General features: G+C 69.9%; 12 protein-coding genes and 1 pseudogene. 1 reads left to right on the plus strand and 12 read right to left on the minus strand.

Translation table 11 applies throughout. From position 1 onward, the window contains the following. Window positions 1-305: 305 nt before the first annotated feature. Window positions 306-659 (plus strand): annotated as a pseudogene (locus LX15_RS33825) (hypothetical protein); the annotation flags it as partial. A 381-nt stretch (window positions 660-1,040) separates the two neighbouring features. Here the strand turns inward: LX15_RS33825 and LX15_RS11205 are convergent. From LX15_RS11205 to sufC, 12 genes are all read right to left on the minus strand, one after another. After that, complete coding sequence (locus tag LX15_RS11205; protein WP_253669470.1) at window positions 1,041-2,933, minus strand: ATP-binding cassette domain-containing protein; 1,893 nt, start codon at window positions 2,931-2,933, stop codon at window positions 1,041-1,043. Window positions 2,934-2,950: 17 nt separating this feature from the next. Then, window positions 2,951-4,645, minus strand: coding sequence for an ABC transporter ATP-binding protein (locus LX15_RS11210; protein ID WP_253669471.1), 1,695 nt, complete (start codon window positions 4,643-4,645; stop codon window positions 2,951-2,953). A 94-nt stretch (window positions 4,646-4,739) separates the two neighbouring features. Next, window positions 4,740-4,868: a SapB/AmfS family lanthipeptide gene (locus LX15_RS11215; protein ID WP_253669472.1), complete on the minus strand. Its 129-nt coding sequence runs from the start codon at window positions 4,866-4,868 to the stop codon at window positions 4,740-4,742. An 11-nt stretch (window positions 4,869-4,879) separates the two neighbouring features. Continuing rightward, window positions 4,880-7,603 carry a class III lanthionine synthetase LanKC gene (gene lanKC, locus LX15_RS11220; protein ID WP_253669473.1) on the minus strand — a complete coding sequence of 908 codons (2,724 nt, stop codon included), beginning with the start codon at window positions 7,601-7,603 and terminating at the stop codon, window positions 4,880-4,882. A gap of 476 nt (window positions 7,604-8,079) precedes the next feature. Next, window positions 8,080-10,437: a HelD family protein gene (locus LX15_RS11225; protein ID WP_504977775.1), complete on the minus strand. Its 2,358-nt coding sequence runs from the start codon at window positions 10,435-10,437 to the stop codon at window positions 8,080-8,082. A gap of 262 nt (window positions 10,438-10,699) precedes the next feature. Continuing rightward, the gene (locus LX15_RS11230) at window positions 10,700-11,827 is read right to left on the minus strand and encodes a tachylectin-related carbohydrate-binding protein (RefSeq protein WP_301304410.1); all 1,128 of its coding nucleotides are present in this window, start codon (window positions 11,825-11,827) and stop codon (window positions 10,700-10,702) included. Window positions 11,828-12,207: 380 nt separating this feature from the next. Continuing rightward, window positions 12,208-12,483 carry a hypothetical protein gene (locus LX15_RS11240; protein ID WP_253669474.1) on the minus strand — a complete coding sequence of 92 codons (276 nt, stop codon included), beginning with the start codon at window positions 12,481-12,483 and terminating at the stop codon, window positions 12,208-12,210. A 291-nt stretch (window positions 12,484-12,774) separates the two neighbouring features. Further along, window positions 12,775-13,086: a TNT domain-containing protein gene (locus LX15_RS33510; protein ID WP_372502615.1), complete on the minus strand. Its 312-nt coding sequence runs from the start codon at window positions 13,084-13,086 to the stop codon at window positions 12,775-12,777. Between the two features lie 1,979 nt (window positions 13,087-15,065). Then, window positions 15,066-15,452: a metal-sulfur cluster assembly factor gene (locus LX15_RS11250; RefSeq protein WP_253669476.1), complete on the minus strand. Its 387-nt coding sequence runs from the start codon at window positions 15,450-15,452 to the stop codon at window positions 15,066-15,068. Beyond that, complete coding sequence (sufU, locus tag LX15_RS11255) at window positions 15,449-15,919, minus strand: Fe-S cluster assembly sulfur transfer protein SufU (RefSeq protein WP_253669477.1); 471 nt, start codon at window positions 15,917-15,919, stop codon at window positions 15,449-15,451. The genes LX15_RS11250 and sufU overlap by 4 nt, the downstream gene beginning before the upstream one ends. Window positions 15,920-15,925: 6 nt before the next feature. Next, window positions 15,926-17,224, minus strand: coding sequence for a cysteine desulfurase (locus tag LX15_RS11260; protein WP_301304427.1), 1,299 nt, complete (start codon window positions 17,222-17,224; stop codon window positions 15,926-15,928). Between the two features lie 108 nt (window positions 17,225-17,332). Next, complete coding sequence (gene sufC, locus LX15_RS11265) at window positions 17,333-18,118, minus strand: Fe-S cluster assembly ATPase SufC (protein ID WP_253669479.1); 786 nt, start codon at window positions 18,116-18,118, stop codon at window positions 17,333-17,335. Window positions 18,119-18,139 lie beyond the last annotated feature (21 nt).

The following is an 18,139-nucleotide window of genomic DNA, read 5'->3' on the forward strand; positions in this document are numbered from 1 at the left end:
CAACCGTTGATCACCCGGCGGTCGTCCACCCGTGGACGTCCCTTCGTGCCGGAGGCGGGCAGCAGCGGTTCGATCGCCTACCACTGCTCGCCGGTCAACTCGTGCCTGCGCGCCCAATCGCGGGATCACACCAGATCAGCCACACCAGCTTTGAGGACAGACCCTGGGTGTGCTGTCCGGGGACGTTGGTGACGCGACACACGAGCGGTGATCCTGAAGGGGTGAGGACCTCCTGGCTTCGGTGTGGATCACCACATCTCGCACGAGCCCACGGGAGGTCCTCCTGCCCCACCGTCACGCCCCCACTGACGCCGACGGGCCGGCCGCGTCTGACGCGGTGTGTCGTGGAGCGGGGTTGGCCGTTTGCTGTGGGCGGCGGAACGGTTCCAGGTCTCCCACACCGCGACGCGACCACACGATCAGCCCGGTCCGTCCTTGCCACCCGCTCAACGTGAACAAACTCGGGCGTATCCGGCGACGGCGGCGGCCACAAGATGCTCGGCCCCAAACTCGGCCGCGGCCACCAGACCCGCGTTCCCGGCGGAGGTCATCTCTGCCCGCACACCGCCATCGACGACCACCCCCGCCTGGCCCACACCGAAACACCGTCCGATGAGCAAGCCGCCACCAACGCCGCCTTCCCCCGCCGAGCACAGGCCTGGTTCAGCACCCACGGCATCACCATCCACCGCGCCCTGCGCGACGAAGAGGCCCACCACCCGCCCTACCCCTCAGAAGCCGGCCGCCACCACGCCCTCACAGTCTTCCTCGACTGGCACGACTTCCACCGACCCCACACCGGCATCGACGGCCAGACACGAGCCAGCCACGTCACCAACCTGTCAGGACAACACACTTGACGGGCGCCCCAGCGGGAGGCAGCGCTGATCGGGACGTGGAAACGTTGTGCGGCCCGGCGCAGTGGCCAATCGAACCCGGAGACCCTCCCTCATTCCATGACCAGCAGATCACGTGTCGCCCTGGCCACGACCACAGATGGCGACGGCGGCCAGTGTCGCGAGAACGGTCGGCACCGAAGCTCAGGACCGGACCATTCCAGGCGCTGGGACGTCGGTGTGCCACGCGTCCACGAGGTGCGCGTAGAGCGAGGAACGCGCACGGAGTTCGTCGTGGCGACCGACGAGCGCGCCGTCCCCGTCCAGCAGGAGCACGCGGCGCGCCCGCATCGCGGAGCTGAGCCGGTGGGCGACGACGACGAGGGTCCCGCCCCGCCGCACGAACGCCTCCTCGACCCGCTCCTCCGCGCGCGGGTCAAGGTGCGAGGTTGCCTCGTCGAGGATCACCAGGCCCGCCGCGCTCGCGTGAACCCGTGCCGCGGCCAGGAGTTGGCGCTCGCCCGCCGAGAGCGTCCCGCCGCCGTGGTCGAGAGAGCCGTCCAGCCCACCCAGTCGGTCCACAATGGACTGAGCACCGACCTCGGCGACCGACCGCAGGAGCGACGCGTCGTCGGTTCCCGGCGCCAGCAACGCCAGGTTCTCCCGCACCGTTCCGCCGAAGACGTACGCCTCCTGGGGAATGAGCGCGACCGCGCGGCGCAGCGCCCGCTGGTCGACCTGGTCGACACGGACTCCCCCGACCAGGACCTCGCCCCGCTCCACGGGGAGCAGCCCGGTCAGCAGTCGGACCACAGTGGACTTCCCGATGCCGCTCGGCCCCACGAGCGCGAGGTGCTCCCCTGGCGGGAGGTCGAGGTCCAGATCTCGGATCACGGGCTCCGCGCGCGGACCCCACCGGAAGGTCAGCCCACGCACCGACACCTCGGGAGGCGACAACGGTGACGAAGGCGGCTGGACGACCACCGCCCCGCACGGGCCAGACGTTCCCGAGATCCCAGAGGCCCGAAAGGACGCAGAGAACCCAGAGGCCCCAGAGATTCCAGACGGTTCTCGCGTTTCCGCGACGGGCTTGGGAACGGAGACCTCGGCCAGACGGCGCGTCGTCACGACGAGCCGGACCGCCGCCGAACCGACGACCTGCACCAGACTCCGCAACGCCGGCTGGACACCGGTCGTCAGGTAGGCGACCGCCGCGACCACCGCGCCCGCGCTCATCCGACCGGCGGCCACCAGGCCCGGCGCCACGACCAGCACCAGGGCGAGCGGGAGGTAGCCGCCGACGGCCACGACCACCTCGCGCAACGCCGAGGCCGAGGCCAGCCGCACGGCCGTGCGCTCCTGCGCGTCCACCTCGGCGACCACCTGACCGGCCGCCTGCTGACGCGCGCCACAGGCGACGACGTCCCTGAACCCGGTCAGCACGGTGGCCGCCGCCTCGGCCGCCCGCTCGTCGGCGAACACCACCTCCTGTTGCCGGCGCACCAGCGACGGCAACAACGCCACGAACAGACCGATCGCGAACACCAGCGGTGGGACGACGAACCAGGCCAGTTCCCGTGCCACGACCACCAGGCCGACCACGGCGGCGACCGCGGTCACGACCAACGACCGCGCCTGCACCAGCAACCCGCCGGTGACGTCCCTGACGACCTCGACGTGCCGGGTCAGCCGCGCGACGACCGCGCCCTCGGGCAGCCGACCCCCGCCGGTCCCCCGCACCAGGACACCACGCGTCACGGCGGTGACCAGCGCGTCGCGGAGCGGCTCCACCACGTCGCCCAGGCCGGCGAAGACCCGACGCGCGCCGAGGGCGCCGAGCACGGCGACCGCGCCGAACAACGCCAGCCAGAAGACGCCCTCTCCCGTCCTGCCCGCCGCGAAGCCCCGGTCCACCGCCAGTCCGAGCAGGTGCCCGGACAACGCGCCGGGAACCCCCTCCACCAGAGACCACGCGGCCAGCACGAGCACGGGGCGTCGGCACCCGGACAGGGCGTGGCGGTAGAGCCGCCACGCACCCCCCGGCGCGGCCGGCCGCCGCCAGGGCACCACGCGAGACGACCGGGACGACCTGCCCACGCGCAACCCCCTGCCGGTCACGGCACCGCGAACACGGAGCGGTAGTCGGGCTCGCACCACAGGTCGTGGTGCGGCGCGTAGCCGCGGACCCGGCCGCCGTCCAACCACAGGACGAGGTCCGCGCGCGCGGCCGTCGTCAGGCGGTGGGTGACCACCACCCGCGTGCGGCCCGGCAGGGACGACGTGACGGCGTGGGTCAGGCGGGCCTCGGTCGCGGCGTCCACACTGGACATGGCGTCGTCGAGGACCAGCACCCTGGCCTCGCGCGCCAACGCCCTGGCCAGGCCGAACCGCTGGGCCTCGCCCCCGGACAACGGAACCGCGTCCATCGGGGTGTCCATGCCACGCGGCAGGCGGGCGATCACGTCATCGACCTGTGCGGCCGCCGCCGCGCTCCTGAGCGCCTCCGGGGACGGCCGGGACGACACGTCACATCCGTAGGCGATCGCGTCCGCCACGGTCGCGCCCAGCAACGTCGGGCGCTCGAAGGCGCAGGCCACGAGCGCTCCCATCCCGTCGGAACGCAGGTCCCGCAGGGGAACGCCGTCCAGCAGCACCTGACCCCGGTCGGGTTCCAGCAATCCGGCGACGACGGCGGCGAGCGTGGACTTTCCCGAGCCGGAGCGGCCGACGACCGCGACCATCGCCCCCTCCGGCACAACAAGGTCCACAGAGGACAGAAGCGGCTCTCCGCGTTCGCCGTGGACGGAAACACCGCACAACACGATCCGCCCCGCCCCCGGCGGTGCGGGCCGTCCTCCGCCGGCTCGCGTCGGCACGTCCAGCACGGCGAGTAGCCGCGCGGCGGCGGCGCGGGCCCGCGCCAACCGCGTCAGGTGCGGCCCGTAGCGGATCGCGGTCATCCCGAGGGCGACATATCCGGCCGCCGCGACCAGATCCCCGACACTCATCCGTCCACTTGAGACACCCATTCCGGCGGTGGTCAACACCGCGACCTCGACGGCCGGCAGCAACAACCCGGCGCGCCACACCAGCACGGCCTGCGACCGCCACATTCCCCGCCCGGCCTCCGCGAGCGCGGGCAACGGGCGGAGAACCCGGCCGACCTCGCGCTCCACGGCGCCGGCCGCCTCGATGGTGCGGACACCGCGCACCGCGTCGAGCAGGCGCGCGGACAGCTCGCCGGAAAGACGTTGGTAGGCGGCGACGTCGTCGTTCGTGCGCCGCAGATGGGTTCCCGCCAGCCGCAGCGCGACGGGCACACTGACCAGGAACACGACGGCCAGCCACCAGTCGAGCAGCGCCAGCGCGACGACAGCGCCGAGCGACACGACGAGCGCCGTCAGCAGTTGGACGCACAGCGGCCCCACACCGCCGGCCTCGGCCGCGTCCCCGCTCAGCCGGCTGACCATGTCACCCGGGGCGAACCGGCGGTGCTCGCGCATCTCCAGCGCCATCAGGTGCCGGGTGAGGCGGCGCCGCAGCCACGCGGTGCCCGACGCGGCGCAGTGGGCCTGCGCGAGTTCTCCCACACCGTCCGCCGCGACGAGCAGCACGGCCAGCACCAGCGTCGACCATGCCGCCGCCGCGTCGCCGACGGCCAGGGCGGCGTCGACCGCCCGCGCGACGGCGTCGGGGAGGAGCAGCGCGGCGACCGCCCCGACGACCGAGACGCCCCCGAGCGACACGAGCCACCCGGGCGAACGGCACGCCGTCCGCCACAGCAACCGGTCGGCGCGATTCGCTGGCACGGGGAATTCCTTCCGCCGCCGTGGCTGGGCAATCATGGGAGAAGTGGGAGCGGCGCAGTCCGGATGCGCCGCTCCCACCTCAGATGACCCGTCGTCAGCAGGCGAGCAGGCTCAGCGCGCTCTGCGGGGTGCAGCCCAGGACGCTGGCGTTCGAGACGCCGCCGTGCTCCATCGCGTCCATCTCCGGGGCCTCCATCGCCTGAAGGTCCAGCACGAACTCCATGGCTGTTCTCCTCACTGCGTACTTTCGGGGGTTCCAACCAGCGTCGGGGCTGGCTGGTCTGGGAGCCGGCGTCCGAGCGCCGGCGGGACGGCGGACAGGAACGGCAGCGGGGCGGTTCCGTCCACCGCGTGCGCGACGGCCAGCAGCACACCGGCGTTGCCGGTCGCCACGTCCATCGACAGGCGCAGGAGCTGGTTGCCGGGGAACGCCAGTCCCCGCCCCGGCGTCCAGCGGGGCTCGGTCACCCTGTCCGAGGAGGACGGCCCGGCCTCCTCGTGGACCGCGGGGTAGGGCATCGCCCACCAGCCGAGTTGCCGCAGGTGCCGCAGGACGAGCCGCTCGTCGTCGGCGGCTCCCCCGAGGCGGGCGGCGGCCACCAGCGCGGCGACCAAGCCGGCCCGGCCGAGGAACAGGCCGGGCTGGGCCACGAACCCGGAGCGGCATGCCAGGAGCAGGCCCTCCAGCCGCTCGACCGAGGGCGCGTGCGGCGCGACCGCGGCCAGCTCGGCGAGGACCAGCGCGACGCCGGCGCTGCCCACCTCCAGGTAGGGCAGGGTGCGGAGCGTGCCGTCCCGCACCTGCCACGAGCCGTCGTCCCGCTCGACGCACTCACGCAGGTCCCAGGCCAGCGCGCGGTCGGCGGCGTCGATCCAGCCCTCGTCGCCGGTGTGCTCGTACAGCCGCAGGAACAGCAACGCCGGGCCGGACCAGCCGTAGGACAGGCCCGCCCTGCCCCGCGAGCCCGGTTCGGGCGGCGCGCCGGCCACGCGCTCGGCCAACTGGTCGCCGATCCCGAGCGCCTGGCTGAGGCAGGCGCCCTCGTCCCACCGGACGCCCAGGTGGAGGAGGTTGAGGCCGACGCCGGCGAGGCCGCCGGACAACCCGTGGTCCCTGAGCCCGGCCACGGCCGGCCCGAACGCCTCGACCAGGTCGTGGGCGGCGGTGCTGTGCCCCAGCTCGTCCAGGACGTGCGCGAGGCCGTGGGCGCCGTCGAGGAAGCCGGGACGGCGGGGCGGCTCGGTGTCCAGGCTGTCGAGCAGCCACTGCTCGTACTGCTCGTACTCGGGGAACCGACCAGCGCCGGTGACGTGCAGGGCGTGCAGCACGCCGGCCGCGCCGTAGGCGAAGGTCGTGCCCCCGGTGGTGAACTGCGCGATGTCGCCGGGGAACAGGCGATCCCCGCGCTGCGGTGTGGCGCTGTGGCGGATGCCCTCGACGAGCGCCGCGCGCACCGCGTCCCAGTCCGGCTCCGCGGGGTCGAACGGCGTCGCGCTGGCCACGGGTCCGGGTAACCCGGTCAGCGGGTGTGGGGCGTCCGGGGCGGGGCTCAGCTCGCGCGAGACCTTCTCGCCGTAGTCGGCGGGCACGGGGAAGCGCTCGCGGACGACGTCCACGAACCGCGCGAGCTTGCCGGGTTCCAACGCGGCGACCAGGTTCATCGGCAGGAACAGCCACAGGCGCAGCGCGGCGAGCGCGTACTCGTCGACCGCGACGCCGGAGCGGTCGGGCGGCGCGGCGAAACCGGGCGCGCCCAGCGCCGGTCTGCGCGGCTCGTCGAGGGCGAAGGCCAGCTCGAAGTCGACGAGCGCGACGCGGTCGTCCTCGTCGATCATGATGTTGTTCGGGTGCAGGTCGCCGAAGGCGAGCCCCCTGGCGTGCATCGCGTGCACGATCCGCTCGACCTCGTCGACCACCCGCAGCGCGCGGTCGGTGTAGTCGGCGAGCGCCCTGGGGGACGCCGCGCGGTCCTCGGACCAGGCCAGCGGGTACTCCCGCGCCAACCACTGCCCGAGCGGGATGCCGGGCAGGTGTTGCTGCACGAGGAAGTGGTGCTCCCACGCGGTGAAGTAGTCATGCAGCACCGGGACGCCCGGCACCCCGGCCAGCCGTTGCAGGACGCGGCGTTCGCGCTGGAGGCGGGCCACGGCGTCGGTGCCGTCCCGGTCGAGGCCGGCGTACGGGCGCGCCTCCTTGAGGACCACCCTGTCGCCGCGGTCCCGGGGCGTGGCGAGGTAGACCCCGCCGCCGTTGGAGAAGTGCAGGGCGCCCTCGACGCGGTACGGGAAGGCGTCGGGATCGCCGTTCCTGCGGGCGGCCAGGTGTGGTTCCAGGAATTCGGGCAGCCGCACCCAGGGCGGAACGCGGAAATACGGCTTCCTCTCGTCGGGGACGAGGTTTCCCTCCGGGGTCCGCACCGCGGGCACCTGGTGGCCGTCGGCGTCATTCGTCCACATGTCCACGAATGCGCCCCACCGCACGTAGAGCGGGCCGGGGCCGTAGCGCAGGTCGCTGAGGACGTAGGGGCCGGGCTCGCCGACCAGCCGGCCGGACAGCTCGCGCAGCACCCGCTCCAGCGCGACCTCGTCGTCCGGGTAGATGGTGACCAGCTTGCCGCTGGCCTCCCTGGGCGCGTACTTGGCGTTGCGGGTCAGCAGCACCCGGGGGCCGCGCAGGAACTTGAACGGGATGCGCCCCACCGTGCAGTAGTCCCAGACCTGGCGCAGCACCCGGTGGGCGTTGTCGACGGTCGCGGAGACGTGGATCTTCCAGCCCTGCTCCGGCAGGCGGTGGCCGTGGGGGCGGCAGACGGTCCACACGTCCCGCTCCGTGCGCCACCAGCCGACCGGCAATGAGGGCAGGGAATCCTCGAAAACCGTCTCGGCGGAATTACCACGGGTCGGCGCGTCGTAGAACAGCGGATCAGCGAAGCAGTACGCCTCGTACCGCACGTCCATACACAGGCCCTTCCCAGGTGCATTTTGCCCGCGCATCTGGGCGCGGCGACGACCGGGATATTTCCTCACGGACCGGCGCCCCCGGCCAAGGCTCCATTCCAACGAATCGGGGTTTCTGACACGGATGTCAGGAAACCGCTCGCTACCGACGAGTTCTCCACGCTGCGTGACGAGAGCGCGCCGCGATGCCACCCACTCGCATCACAGGTCGCTTCGTCAACCAAAACATCCGCCGGCGAACGCCCGGACCGGCGACGGCGGGTGGTTTTCCGTCGCAGGACAGCGCGGTGGCGACCAGCGCCGATAACCGCTCGTCATCCGAATGACGGACCCATCACACTATGTTTCCGACCAATCGAGGGACTTGACTACGTAGAGTAGTCACAGTGGCGGCGCGTGGTGAGCAGGGCCGTCCCGGGATGCGGAACGTTCTCCACCCCCGGGACGGCCCAGTTGGCCCCTCCGAACGTCGGACGTCAGTTCAGGTCCCGGTTCCGCCGCCCGCGCCCTTCCCGTCGTTCGGGGCATTGGAGCCGGCCCCCGCGCTCCCGCAGCCCCGCCAGCTCCTCGGGCAGCCCGTCGGCGTGCACCACGCCCAACCGGCGGGTCGCCCTGGTCAACGCGACGTACAGGTCGTTGCGCCCCCTCGACGACTCCGCCAGCATCAGGGCGGGCTCGACGACCAGCACGGAGTCGAACTCCAACCCCTTGGCCCGCGCCACGGGCAGCACCACCACCGGCCGCTCCAGGTCCGGGTCCGGCCCCACCGACGCCTCCGGCACCGCCGCGACCACGGCCGCGCCCACCTCCTCCAGCAGGCCGGCGGGAACGATCACCGCCACCCGGCCCGCGCCGACCTCGGCCACCTCGCGGGCCGTGATCTCCGCCAGGCGCCCGGCCAGCTCGGCGGGCCGCGTGGCGCACCGCCAGGGCGCGAACCCGCTGCTCCGCGCCGAGGCGGGCGGGTCGAGCGGCGGCTCCATCCCCGCGAGCACCGCCGAGGCGACGGACATGATCTCGGCCGGGGTGCGGTAGTTGACCGACAACCGCTCCAGCCGCCACCGGTCGCCGACGTACGGGTCGAGCACCCGACCCCACGAGGACGTGCCGGCCAGGTCCCCGGTCTGCGCCACGTCGCCCACCAGCGTCATGGACCGGCTGGGGCAGCGGCGCATCAGCAGCCGCCAGGCCATCTCCGACAGCTCCTGCGCCTCGTCCACGATCACGTGCCCGAAGGTCCACGTCCGGTCGGCGGCCGCCCGCTCGGCCACCGTGAGGTCGGACCGGTGCTCGTGCCGCTCCGCGAACGCCGTGGCGTCGACGAGGTCGGCCGCCGTGATCACCTCTGGGTCGTCCTCGTCCTCCAGGTCCTGCGACGCCGAGCCGGCGAGCACGTCCAGCACGCCCTGCGCGTAGGCGAGCCGCTCACGCCGCTCGCGCTCGGCCCGCAGGCGCGCCATCCGGTCGTCCACCCCGAGCAGCTCGGCCGCCTCGTCCAGCAACGGCACGTCGGCGGGCGTCCAGCCGCCCGCGCGCTCCCGCAGCAGCAGCGCGCGCTCGTCGTCGCTGAGCCACGGCGCGGCCGAGGAGAGCAGGTCGGCGCTGGCGAACAGGTCGCCGAGCAGGCGGCGCGGGGTCAGGACGGGCCACAGCTCGCTGAGCACCGCCCGCACCCCCTGGTCCTCCAGCAGCTCCCGACGGATCTCCGCCCTGTCCTCGGCGTCGAGGAGGTTGCCGCCGCCGTACACGTCGGCGCCGATCAGCTCCACGGCCTGGTGGGTGAGCGCGTCCACGATCTCGGCGACGAAGACCGGCCGGGCCTGGTTGTGCAGCAGACCGGTCCGCCGGGCCCGGTCCCTGGCCCTGGCGCAGGTCTCCGGGTCCAGGTGGAGGACCTGCCCGTCGAAGTCGATCTCCAGCGGCTCGTCCGGGACCCGCTGCCGGTCGCGGACGGCCGCGGCCACCATCTCCACCATGGACAGCCGGCCCTTGATCTCGGCCGCCTCCGCCGACTCCGTCCTCCTGGCGACGATCCCGGGGAACAGCTCGCCGATGGTCGACAGGAGGACCCCGGTCTCGCCGAGCGAGGGCAGCACCTGGCTGACGTAGCGGAGGAAGCCCGTGTTCGGGCCGATGATCAGCACGCCGCGCCGGGCGAGCCGTTCCCGCTGGGTGTAGAGGAGGTAGGCGGCGCGGTGCAGGGCCACGGCCGTCTTGCCGGTGCCGGGGCCGCCCTGCACGACGAGCACGCCCTGGTGCTCGGAGCGGATGACCCGGTCCTGCTCCGCCTGGATCGTCTCGACGATGTCCCGCATGTGGCCGGTCCGGTCCGCGTTCAGCGCGGCCAGCAACGTGGCCTCGCCGACGAGCCCGTCGCCCCCGGCCCCGTCCTGGCCGGCCAGGTCGAGCAACTCGTCGTCCACCCCGACCACGGTGCGGCCGCTGGTCCGGATGTGGCGCCGCCGCCGCACTCCCTCGGGCGCGGCCGCCGTGGCGACGTAGAACGGACGCGCGGCCGGCGCACGCCAGTCGACGAGCAGCGGCTCGTACTCGGCCCCCTCGTCGAACATGCCCAGCCGCCCGACGTAGCGCCGCTCGCCGTCGGCCAGGTCGAGCCGTCCGAAGCACAGGCCGTTCTCCGCCGCGTCGAGCCGGGAGAGCTGGTCGGCGTAGTGGGTGGAGGCCGCGTTGCGCTCCGCCACGGCGCTGGGGTCCTCCCCGTGCTCCCGCAGCACCCTGGCCAGCCGTTCCCTGGTCTCCGCCCGCTGACCGTCGAGCCGGCCGTAGAGCATCGAGACGTATTCCTGCTCCCGCGCCCTTTCCTCGGTTGACACGCCGCCCCCCAATTCACTAAAATGACGACAGATATTCAACGACCACTTTGTCGCACCCAATACTCGAAGGTAGCGCACTGACCGGCCGCGCGCCACACTCGATCCAGCTCGGATCACTCCGCTCGCGTGAAGATCCCGATCAAATTCTGTCGCGTCCCCTTGACAGTTTTCCAGAAATGGAACAGGGCGCGAATCGCCAACAACACGAGAGGGGTGGCCGTCAGGGCCGCCCCTCTCGTCGTTCATGCCTCTAGTTCAAGCGTCAGACAACGCGGCAGCCGTCGGGAGCGGCCGTGATGTTGAACTCGTTGTACCAGCCGGTGCCCACCAGCTTGCCGAGGTCGCGACCGGTGTCGGCCCAGGTTCCGTTGAGGAACTGGTACCGGTACCACAGCAATTCTCCGTTGTTGTCCGGCCGGGCGCCGTACAGGATCTCCCCGCCAACGGAGATGATGGAGTTGAACATGTTCCAGCCGGAACCGTTGCGCTTGGCCTGCTGGGTCCACTGCCCGCTCTTGGCCTCGTAGACGTGCCGGAACAGGTCACCGTTGGGCGTGCGGGTGTAGAGAACGCCGGGGCCAGCGCCCACGATGAGGTCGTACTGCCCCCAGTCGCCGGCGAGCACCCGGTGGTCCAGCTTCTTGCTGGCCGGGTCGTACGAACGCCAGTGCAGCTTGCCGTCCGGCTCGATCGTGTAGACGTGACCGTTGGTGTCGACGGTCATCCGGTTGCGGTAGTCCGGCGTGACGTAGCGGTCCCAGCCGTTGCCGTTCTCCAGGACGTCGTACTGGGAGCCGGCCTGGTTCGTGTCCCAACCGTTGCCGTTCCAGCGGTAGCGGCGGAACTCGCCGTTCTGCACGGCCAGGTAGAACACCCCGTCAGGCGCGGCGACCGTGCGCGCCCCGAGCCATCCGCCCCCGATGATCCGCCCGTTGTAGTCGGCCCAGCTGAAGGACCCGTTCTTCGGGTCGGTGTGCTGGTACTCGCGGACCTCGCCGTCGTTACGCACCACGTACAGCGGAACCGCGGGCTTGCACTCGATGCTCAGGTCCGGGATCTGCTGCCGAATCCAGTCGTTGAGGTCGTCCACGCGAGTCTCGGTGCCACCCTGGCGGGTCTGGCTCTCGCCGAGGCAACCGTTCTGCCACGAGGTGTGATCGACCGCGACGAGCTCGGAGGTTCCGTTCGCCTCGCGGATCACCGGGGCACCGGCGTCGCCCTTGCACGTGCTGATGTTCCCCGAAGCCCCAGCGACCTCGAACGTGGTCTTACCGACGCTCTTGACCTGGAACGACGCGGTTGAGAACCACACCTCCACGCACGTCCGGATCAGGATCACGAGAAAGCTACTCCAACAGCTCGGGGGGACAGTGGGGGTTACCTGCGACATCAGACCTGATGAGGTAGGTCGAGTGTGCGCCTCGAAGTTCCTTGACCAACTCCGTCCTGCCGAACGCGGCGCTTCGAACCAGCTCGTCGGAGTCGTCCACCAACTTCGTGATCACATCCTGTGGAGTGTCACGACAGTCGGCGACAGCCTTGCGCACAAAATACTGGTCACTGGTCGCAAGACTCGAACAACGTCCTGCGGAACGCCTTCACGAACGCGGGGAAGTGGAGGATATCCACGATAGTCATCAACGAACTCTCCGTCGTGATACCACGACGGAGAGTTCAGAACCCTGTCACACCCGTCCTCGTGGACCTCTCGACACAACACGCTCGCCCCATCCGTCAACCAGCCGAGACCAACCGGTCAACGTAAGTTGATCAATAAGACCGCTGGTCGCGATCTCGGCGCATCTGCATATCCCTGGCATATCTTGCGACATCAGGGTCCGGGTCGCTGACGAGTTCCAGCAAGAGACTATCGGGGCAATGTGGATTAGCGATCACCGCCTTCCTGATATGGCGCGGAAGATTTTGCGCAGCCCAGTAAAGCGCCTCAATGCGATTTGTCCTACGGTACGCCAGCATACGCACGGTGGGATTCTCATCCTCAAGGAAGAGGTCGATAACTTCCTGCGGAGCTTGCTTGTAGCTCACAACCGCGTTACGTACATGGGGCTCGCTGCTCCTGGCCACAGTACGGATGACGTGTTCCGGGAGGCAGTCACGGAGACGCGGCTGGGGCGCACGACCTATATCGACGATGAACTCGAAATCATGACACCACGTCGGCCCTTCAAGTTCCCGATCGCAACCACCCTCGTACACATCCTTACAAATCACTACTCTCCCTCTCTATTCATGACCATTTCTCGCTTATGATAGCACTGAATAGCTGGGTCGTCAGAGGCGAGCGTGGAGCGCCGCCTCCACCGACCCCACCTGCGACTAACAGTGTGGCTTATTTACCGGGATGATGTACCCAGCCTCGCAGAGCTGCTTGACATTCATACCATCCAACCGAAATTGAATCCCTCCCCCAACCTGTCTGAACCCCGGCGCGATCTCACCCTTCCAAATTATGCCCAAAGATCCATCCCACTTCTTGACCCATCGATAAACATGGTACGGCAGATGGAGACTTCCAGGCGGAAGTGCGCGCTTCTCAAAAGCGGTTCCAGCGTGAGAAAGAAAGGTTCCCGTAGGCCCTCCAAACCGATCCCAAACCTCACCCGCCTGAGGGATGTACTCCTCCTCGATAGTACCCTTTTAACCCCAGGGAAGGCTGGGTATTTCCACCACAGCTCCCCGTTAGGTCCTCGCGCCGTGAACTCGCGGAGAAACTGGCACTCGAGGTCCTTCCCGTTTCCGTAGTATTCTTTGAAGTTCTCCCCGATCAGGTTACGAGTCTCCGCCGGAAGTTCCTCGATACGGGGAGCTGTCATTTTCGCCGGCCGCGCCTCTTCAACAAGCGCATCGACCACGCGGGTGTACTCGGTTTCGACGCGGGTGACTTCCAGCTGCGCCTGGAGGGCCTCCGCAGCCTTGGGGAGGACCTTGGCGGCCGTGCCGGTGGCCACCGGGATGACCCGCATGGCGACGGGAATCAGGCCGGCGCTCTCCGGAGTCGCGAAGAACAGCATCTCAGCGGCGACCGGGAAGTAAACAGTAGCCAGAAGGGTCACCTCTGCGGCGAGCATGAAGTAAGCCGCTGCCTCCATCATCTGCACGAAGGGCGCGATGATGGTGAGCGTGTTGGTGTGCTCGAAGTTCATACTGAACGACGAGCTCACACAACCCGGAATGAACTCCTGAGTTTCCTTGTGATTCAGGAAACATCGGTCGGCGTTGTCAAAAGCACGCCGAGACTGTTCGTCGAACGTCTTGGGGATCTGGCTGATACATTCGGCGACCGCCTGGGCGTCCTTGCGGTTCTTGGTGCACTCATCGGCTTGGTTGGCGACGAGGTTGCCCAGCACGTTCTCCCGGATCTTGCTGATCGCGGCGTCGTACGCCTCCTTGTACGCGGTGTGAGCGGCCGCGGCGTCGTCTTTGGCAGCCTTCGCGGAATCACGTGCGCGTTGGGCCGACGCGTACGCTTGCTGGGCATAGCTGGCAGCTTGACGCGCGGATGCGGCAGCCCAGCAGGGCCTTCTCAGCGGCGGCGCGTGTGGTCGGACCACCGGTACGCCACAACGCCGCTACTCTCGCACGGTCACTGTCAGGATCTGCTGTCGGCGGCTCAGGCCCTCCGGCCACTGCTGGCGGAGCCGCGACGATGCCGACCATCAGCGAAGCGCTGGCCAGCAGGGCGGTTCCGAGCCGGCCCGCGCGGAACCGGCTTCTTCGACCGCTCATACACTCTCTCCTTTCGTAATCCAGGCATGACAAAACCGCGTGCAACCAAACGAAGGGTTACACGCTGAACCAACGACACATCTGAGAGCGAAGCCCGTCAGCCGAGTTCAGCTGCTCGTCGAACTGACGATTCCTTCTTCCCCGACCAGCTCCGCCCGCATTGTGAGCACTGCCCCATCAACCGGGGTGAACCGTACTGCGCCTGGGCGGGTAGATCAAAGTGTGTGACGACAGACACTCGCCAACATGTCTACTTTGTCCGAAAAGGTTGATCAAGGCCACTATTCGCTGAATCAGTCCAGTTCCCAGGAAGGCAACCTATCGATCGCCGCGCGCTTCTGAAACCGTATGGGACAAGCGGGACCCCAGGCCGGAGCTTCTCTTGTAGGCGCGGCGGATTCTGCGGACGCCCGATGCCACGGGCACACTTGCTCCTGGGCATCTCGAACCCGCCTCGGCCAAAGCCGAAGGAAAGCAACTCCAAGAATGCCCACAGCCCAGACGGGAAGGGTACGGCTTTACCCGCGGTACGGCGGCCCCTCAGACTGGCGGTGTATCGCGCAGGTGATGCCACTGTCCCGGTTCGTGGCCGGTTTCGCATCCCTGGGCCGAAAAAAGACGGACAAACTCTGGACGCGGCTTCACCGCCCAGATGGTCGTCAGGAGGCGCTGAGGCCCATCCACCAGGAAACAGAGCCCAAGCTTGACGGGAAGGATTCCCATTGGGCGAGTGGGCACAGGTTGGCTCCCACAGGAGCGAGCCGACATGCGACGGAGCGGAGCGGCTTCCTTCGCCGGAGATGGCGACCTGCTCCATCTTCAGCAACAAAGCGAAAGGGGCGGTCCCGGAACGGGACCGCCCCTCATGGGTTGGTGGTGGGTCAGACGGTGAAGCCGAGGGCGCGGAGCTGCTCACGGCCCTCGTCCGTGATCCGCTCCGGACCCCACGGCGGCATCCACACCCAGTTGATGCGGAAGTCCTTCACCAGGCCGCCGCCGGGACCACCGGTCAGGGCGGCCCGCGTCTGGTCCTCGATGACGTCGGTCAGCGGGCAGGCCGCCGAGGTCAACGTCATGTCGAGGGTGGCGACACCGTCGTCGTCCAGCCGGATGTCGTAGACCAGGCCAAGGTCGACGACGTTGATCCCCAGCTCTGGGTCGACGACGTCGCGCATGGCCTCCTCAAGGTCGGCGATCGCGGCCTCGTCGGCCGCCGGAGCCGGGGGCTCCGGCAGACCCGCCGCGCCCCGGGTCACGTCCTCGGTCATCGTGCTCCCACTCCCTGCTGCCGCTCGGCCACCCGAGCCACCGCGTCCTTGAAGGCCATCCAACCCAGCAGCGCGCACTTGACGCGAGCGGGGTACCGGGCGACGCCGGCGAACGCGATGCCGTCCTCCAGCACGTCCTCGTCCGGCTCGACCTGCCCGCGCCCCTGCATCAGCTCCAGGAACGCCGCGTGCTTGTCGAACGCCTCGGCCACGGTGCGACCCACCACCAGGTCGGTCAGCACGGACGCGGCGGCCTGGCTGATGGAGCAGCCCTGGGCGTCGTAGGAGACGTCACCCACGACCGCGTCCTCGCCGTCGCCGACCAGGTGGACCCGCAGCGTCACCTCGTCACCGCAGGTCGGGTTGACGTGGTGCACCTCGGCCTCGAACGGCTCCCGCAGCCCCCGGCGGTGCGGGTTCTTGTAGTGGTCCAGGATGATCTCCTGGTACATCTGGTCCAGCTTCATCCCGACTCACACCCCCTCGCCGTCCGCACCAGCCGCGTCGGCCGGCTCCGTGTCCACACCGAAGAACCGCCGGGCCTCCCGCACCGCGTCCAACAACGCGCGGACGTCGTCCCTGTCGTTGTAGACGTAGAAGGTAGCCCGCACGGTCGCCGCGACGCCCATGCGCCGGTGCAGCGGCCACGCGCAGTGGTGCCCGACGCGCACCTCCACGCCGAGGCTGTCCAGCACCTGGCCGACGTCGTGGGCGTGGACGCCGTCCACGACGAACGCCACCACGCCACCGCGGTCGACCATGTCCGTCGGCCCGACGATCCGCACGCCGTCGATCTCGGCCAGGCCGGCCAGCGCCGCCGCCGCGAGTTCGTGCTCGTGCGCGGCCACGCGGTCCATGCCCAGCGCCGACAGGTAGTCGACGGCGGCGCCGAGCCCGATGACCTGCGAGGACATCGGCACGCCCGCCTCGAAGCGCTGCGGCGGCGGGGCGAAGGTGGACCCCTCCATCCGCACGACCTCGATCATCGAGCCGCCGCTGATGAACGGCGGCATCGCGGCGAGCAGCTCCCGCCGCCCGTAGAGCACGCCGACCCCGGTCGGGCCGAGCATCTTGTGCCCGGAGAAGACGGCGAAGTCCACCCCGAGGGTGTGGAAGTCCACCGCCATGTGCGGCACCGACTGGCAGGCGTCGAGCACGGTCAGCGCGCCCACCTCGCGGGCCCGCGCCACGATCGGCGCCACCGGGCCGACCGCGCCGGTCACGTTGGACAGGTGGCTGAAGGCCACGACCTTCGTCCGCTCGGTGACCAGCTCGTCCAGCCCGGACAGGTCGATCCGGCCCTCGTCGGTGACGCCGAACCAGCGCAGGGTCGCCCCGGTGCGCTGGCAGAGCTGCTGCCACGGCACGAGGTTGGCGTGGTGCTCCAGCTCGGTCACCACGATCTCGTCGCCGGGGCCGACCCGGAAGCGGTGCGCCTCCGGGCCGGCCGTGGCGGCGTTGCTCATGGCGTAGGCGACGAGGTTGACGCCCTCGGTGGCGTTCTTGGTGAACACCACCTCGTCCTGGTCGACCCCGACGAACGCGGCGACCCGCGCCCTGGCGTCCTCATAGGCGTCGGTGGCCTCCTCCGACAACTGGTGCGCTCCCCGGTGCACCGCCGCGTTGGAGGTCTCCAGGAAGGCGCGTTCGGCGTCCATCACCGGCCGGGGCCGCTGCGAGGTGGCCCCGGAGTCCAGGTAGACCAGCCGGTGGCCGTCCCGGACCGTCCGCTCCAGGATGGGGAAGTCCTTGCGGACGACCGCGACGTCCAGCGGCTCCTGGCCGCCGGTCGGGGCCGTCGTGCCCGCGACTGCCGTCACGTCCGCGCCTCCTCTCGCCTCACCGTTCGATCGTGTCGCAGGGGTTGACACGTGGTGGCCTCAGCGGGCCGCGCCGGTGCTGGCGGCCTCCTGCTTGCCGGTGTACCGGACGTAGCCCTCCTCCTCCAGGCGCTCGGCCAGCTCGGCGCCGCCGGACTCCACGATCCGCCCGTTGGCGAAGACGTGGACGAAGTCCGGGCTGATGTGCTTGAGGATGCGGGTGTAGTGCGTGATCAGCATGATGCCGGTCTCGGCGTTCTCCGCCTTGTACCGGTTCACGCCGTCGGACACCACGCGCAGCGCGTCGACGTCGAGGCCGGAGTCGGTCTCGTCGAGGATGGCGATCTTCGGCCGCAGCAGCGCGAGCTGGAGGATCTCGTGCCGCTTCTTCTCACCGCCGGAGAAGCCCTCGTTGACGCTGCGCTCGGCGAAGGCCGGGTCGATGTCGAGGTCGGCCATGGCCTGCTTGACCTCCTTGACCCAGTGCCGCAGGGCGGGGGCCTCGCCGCGGACCGCGGTGGCGGCCGTGCGCAGGAAGTTCGACATGGACACGCCCGGCACCTCGACCGGGTACTGCATGGCGAGGAACAGGCCGGCGCGGGCGCGCTCGTCCACGCTCATCTCCAGCACGTTCTCCCCGTCGAGCAGCACCTCACCGGAGGTGATCTCGTACTTGGGGTGGCCGGCGATCGAGTAGGCCAGCGTCGACTTGCCGGAGCCGTTCGGGCCCATGATCGCGTGGGTCTCGCCGGCCTTCACCGTGAGGTCCACGCCCCGGAGGATCTCCTTGGGCTCCTCGTCGGTGAGGACCGAGACGTGCAGGTCCTTGATCTCCAGAATGGCCATCGGTTTCTTCGTTCTCCTGTG

It is taken from the genome of Streptoalloteichus tenebrarius, assembly GCF_024171885.1.
GTDB lineage: Bacteria > Actinomycetota > Actinomycetes > Mycobacteriales > Pseudonocardiaceae > Streptoalloteichus > Streptoalloteichus tenebrarius.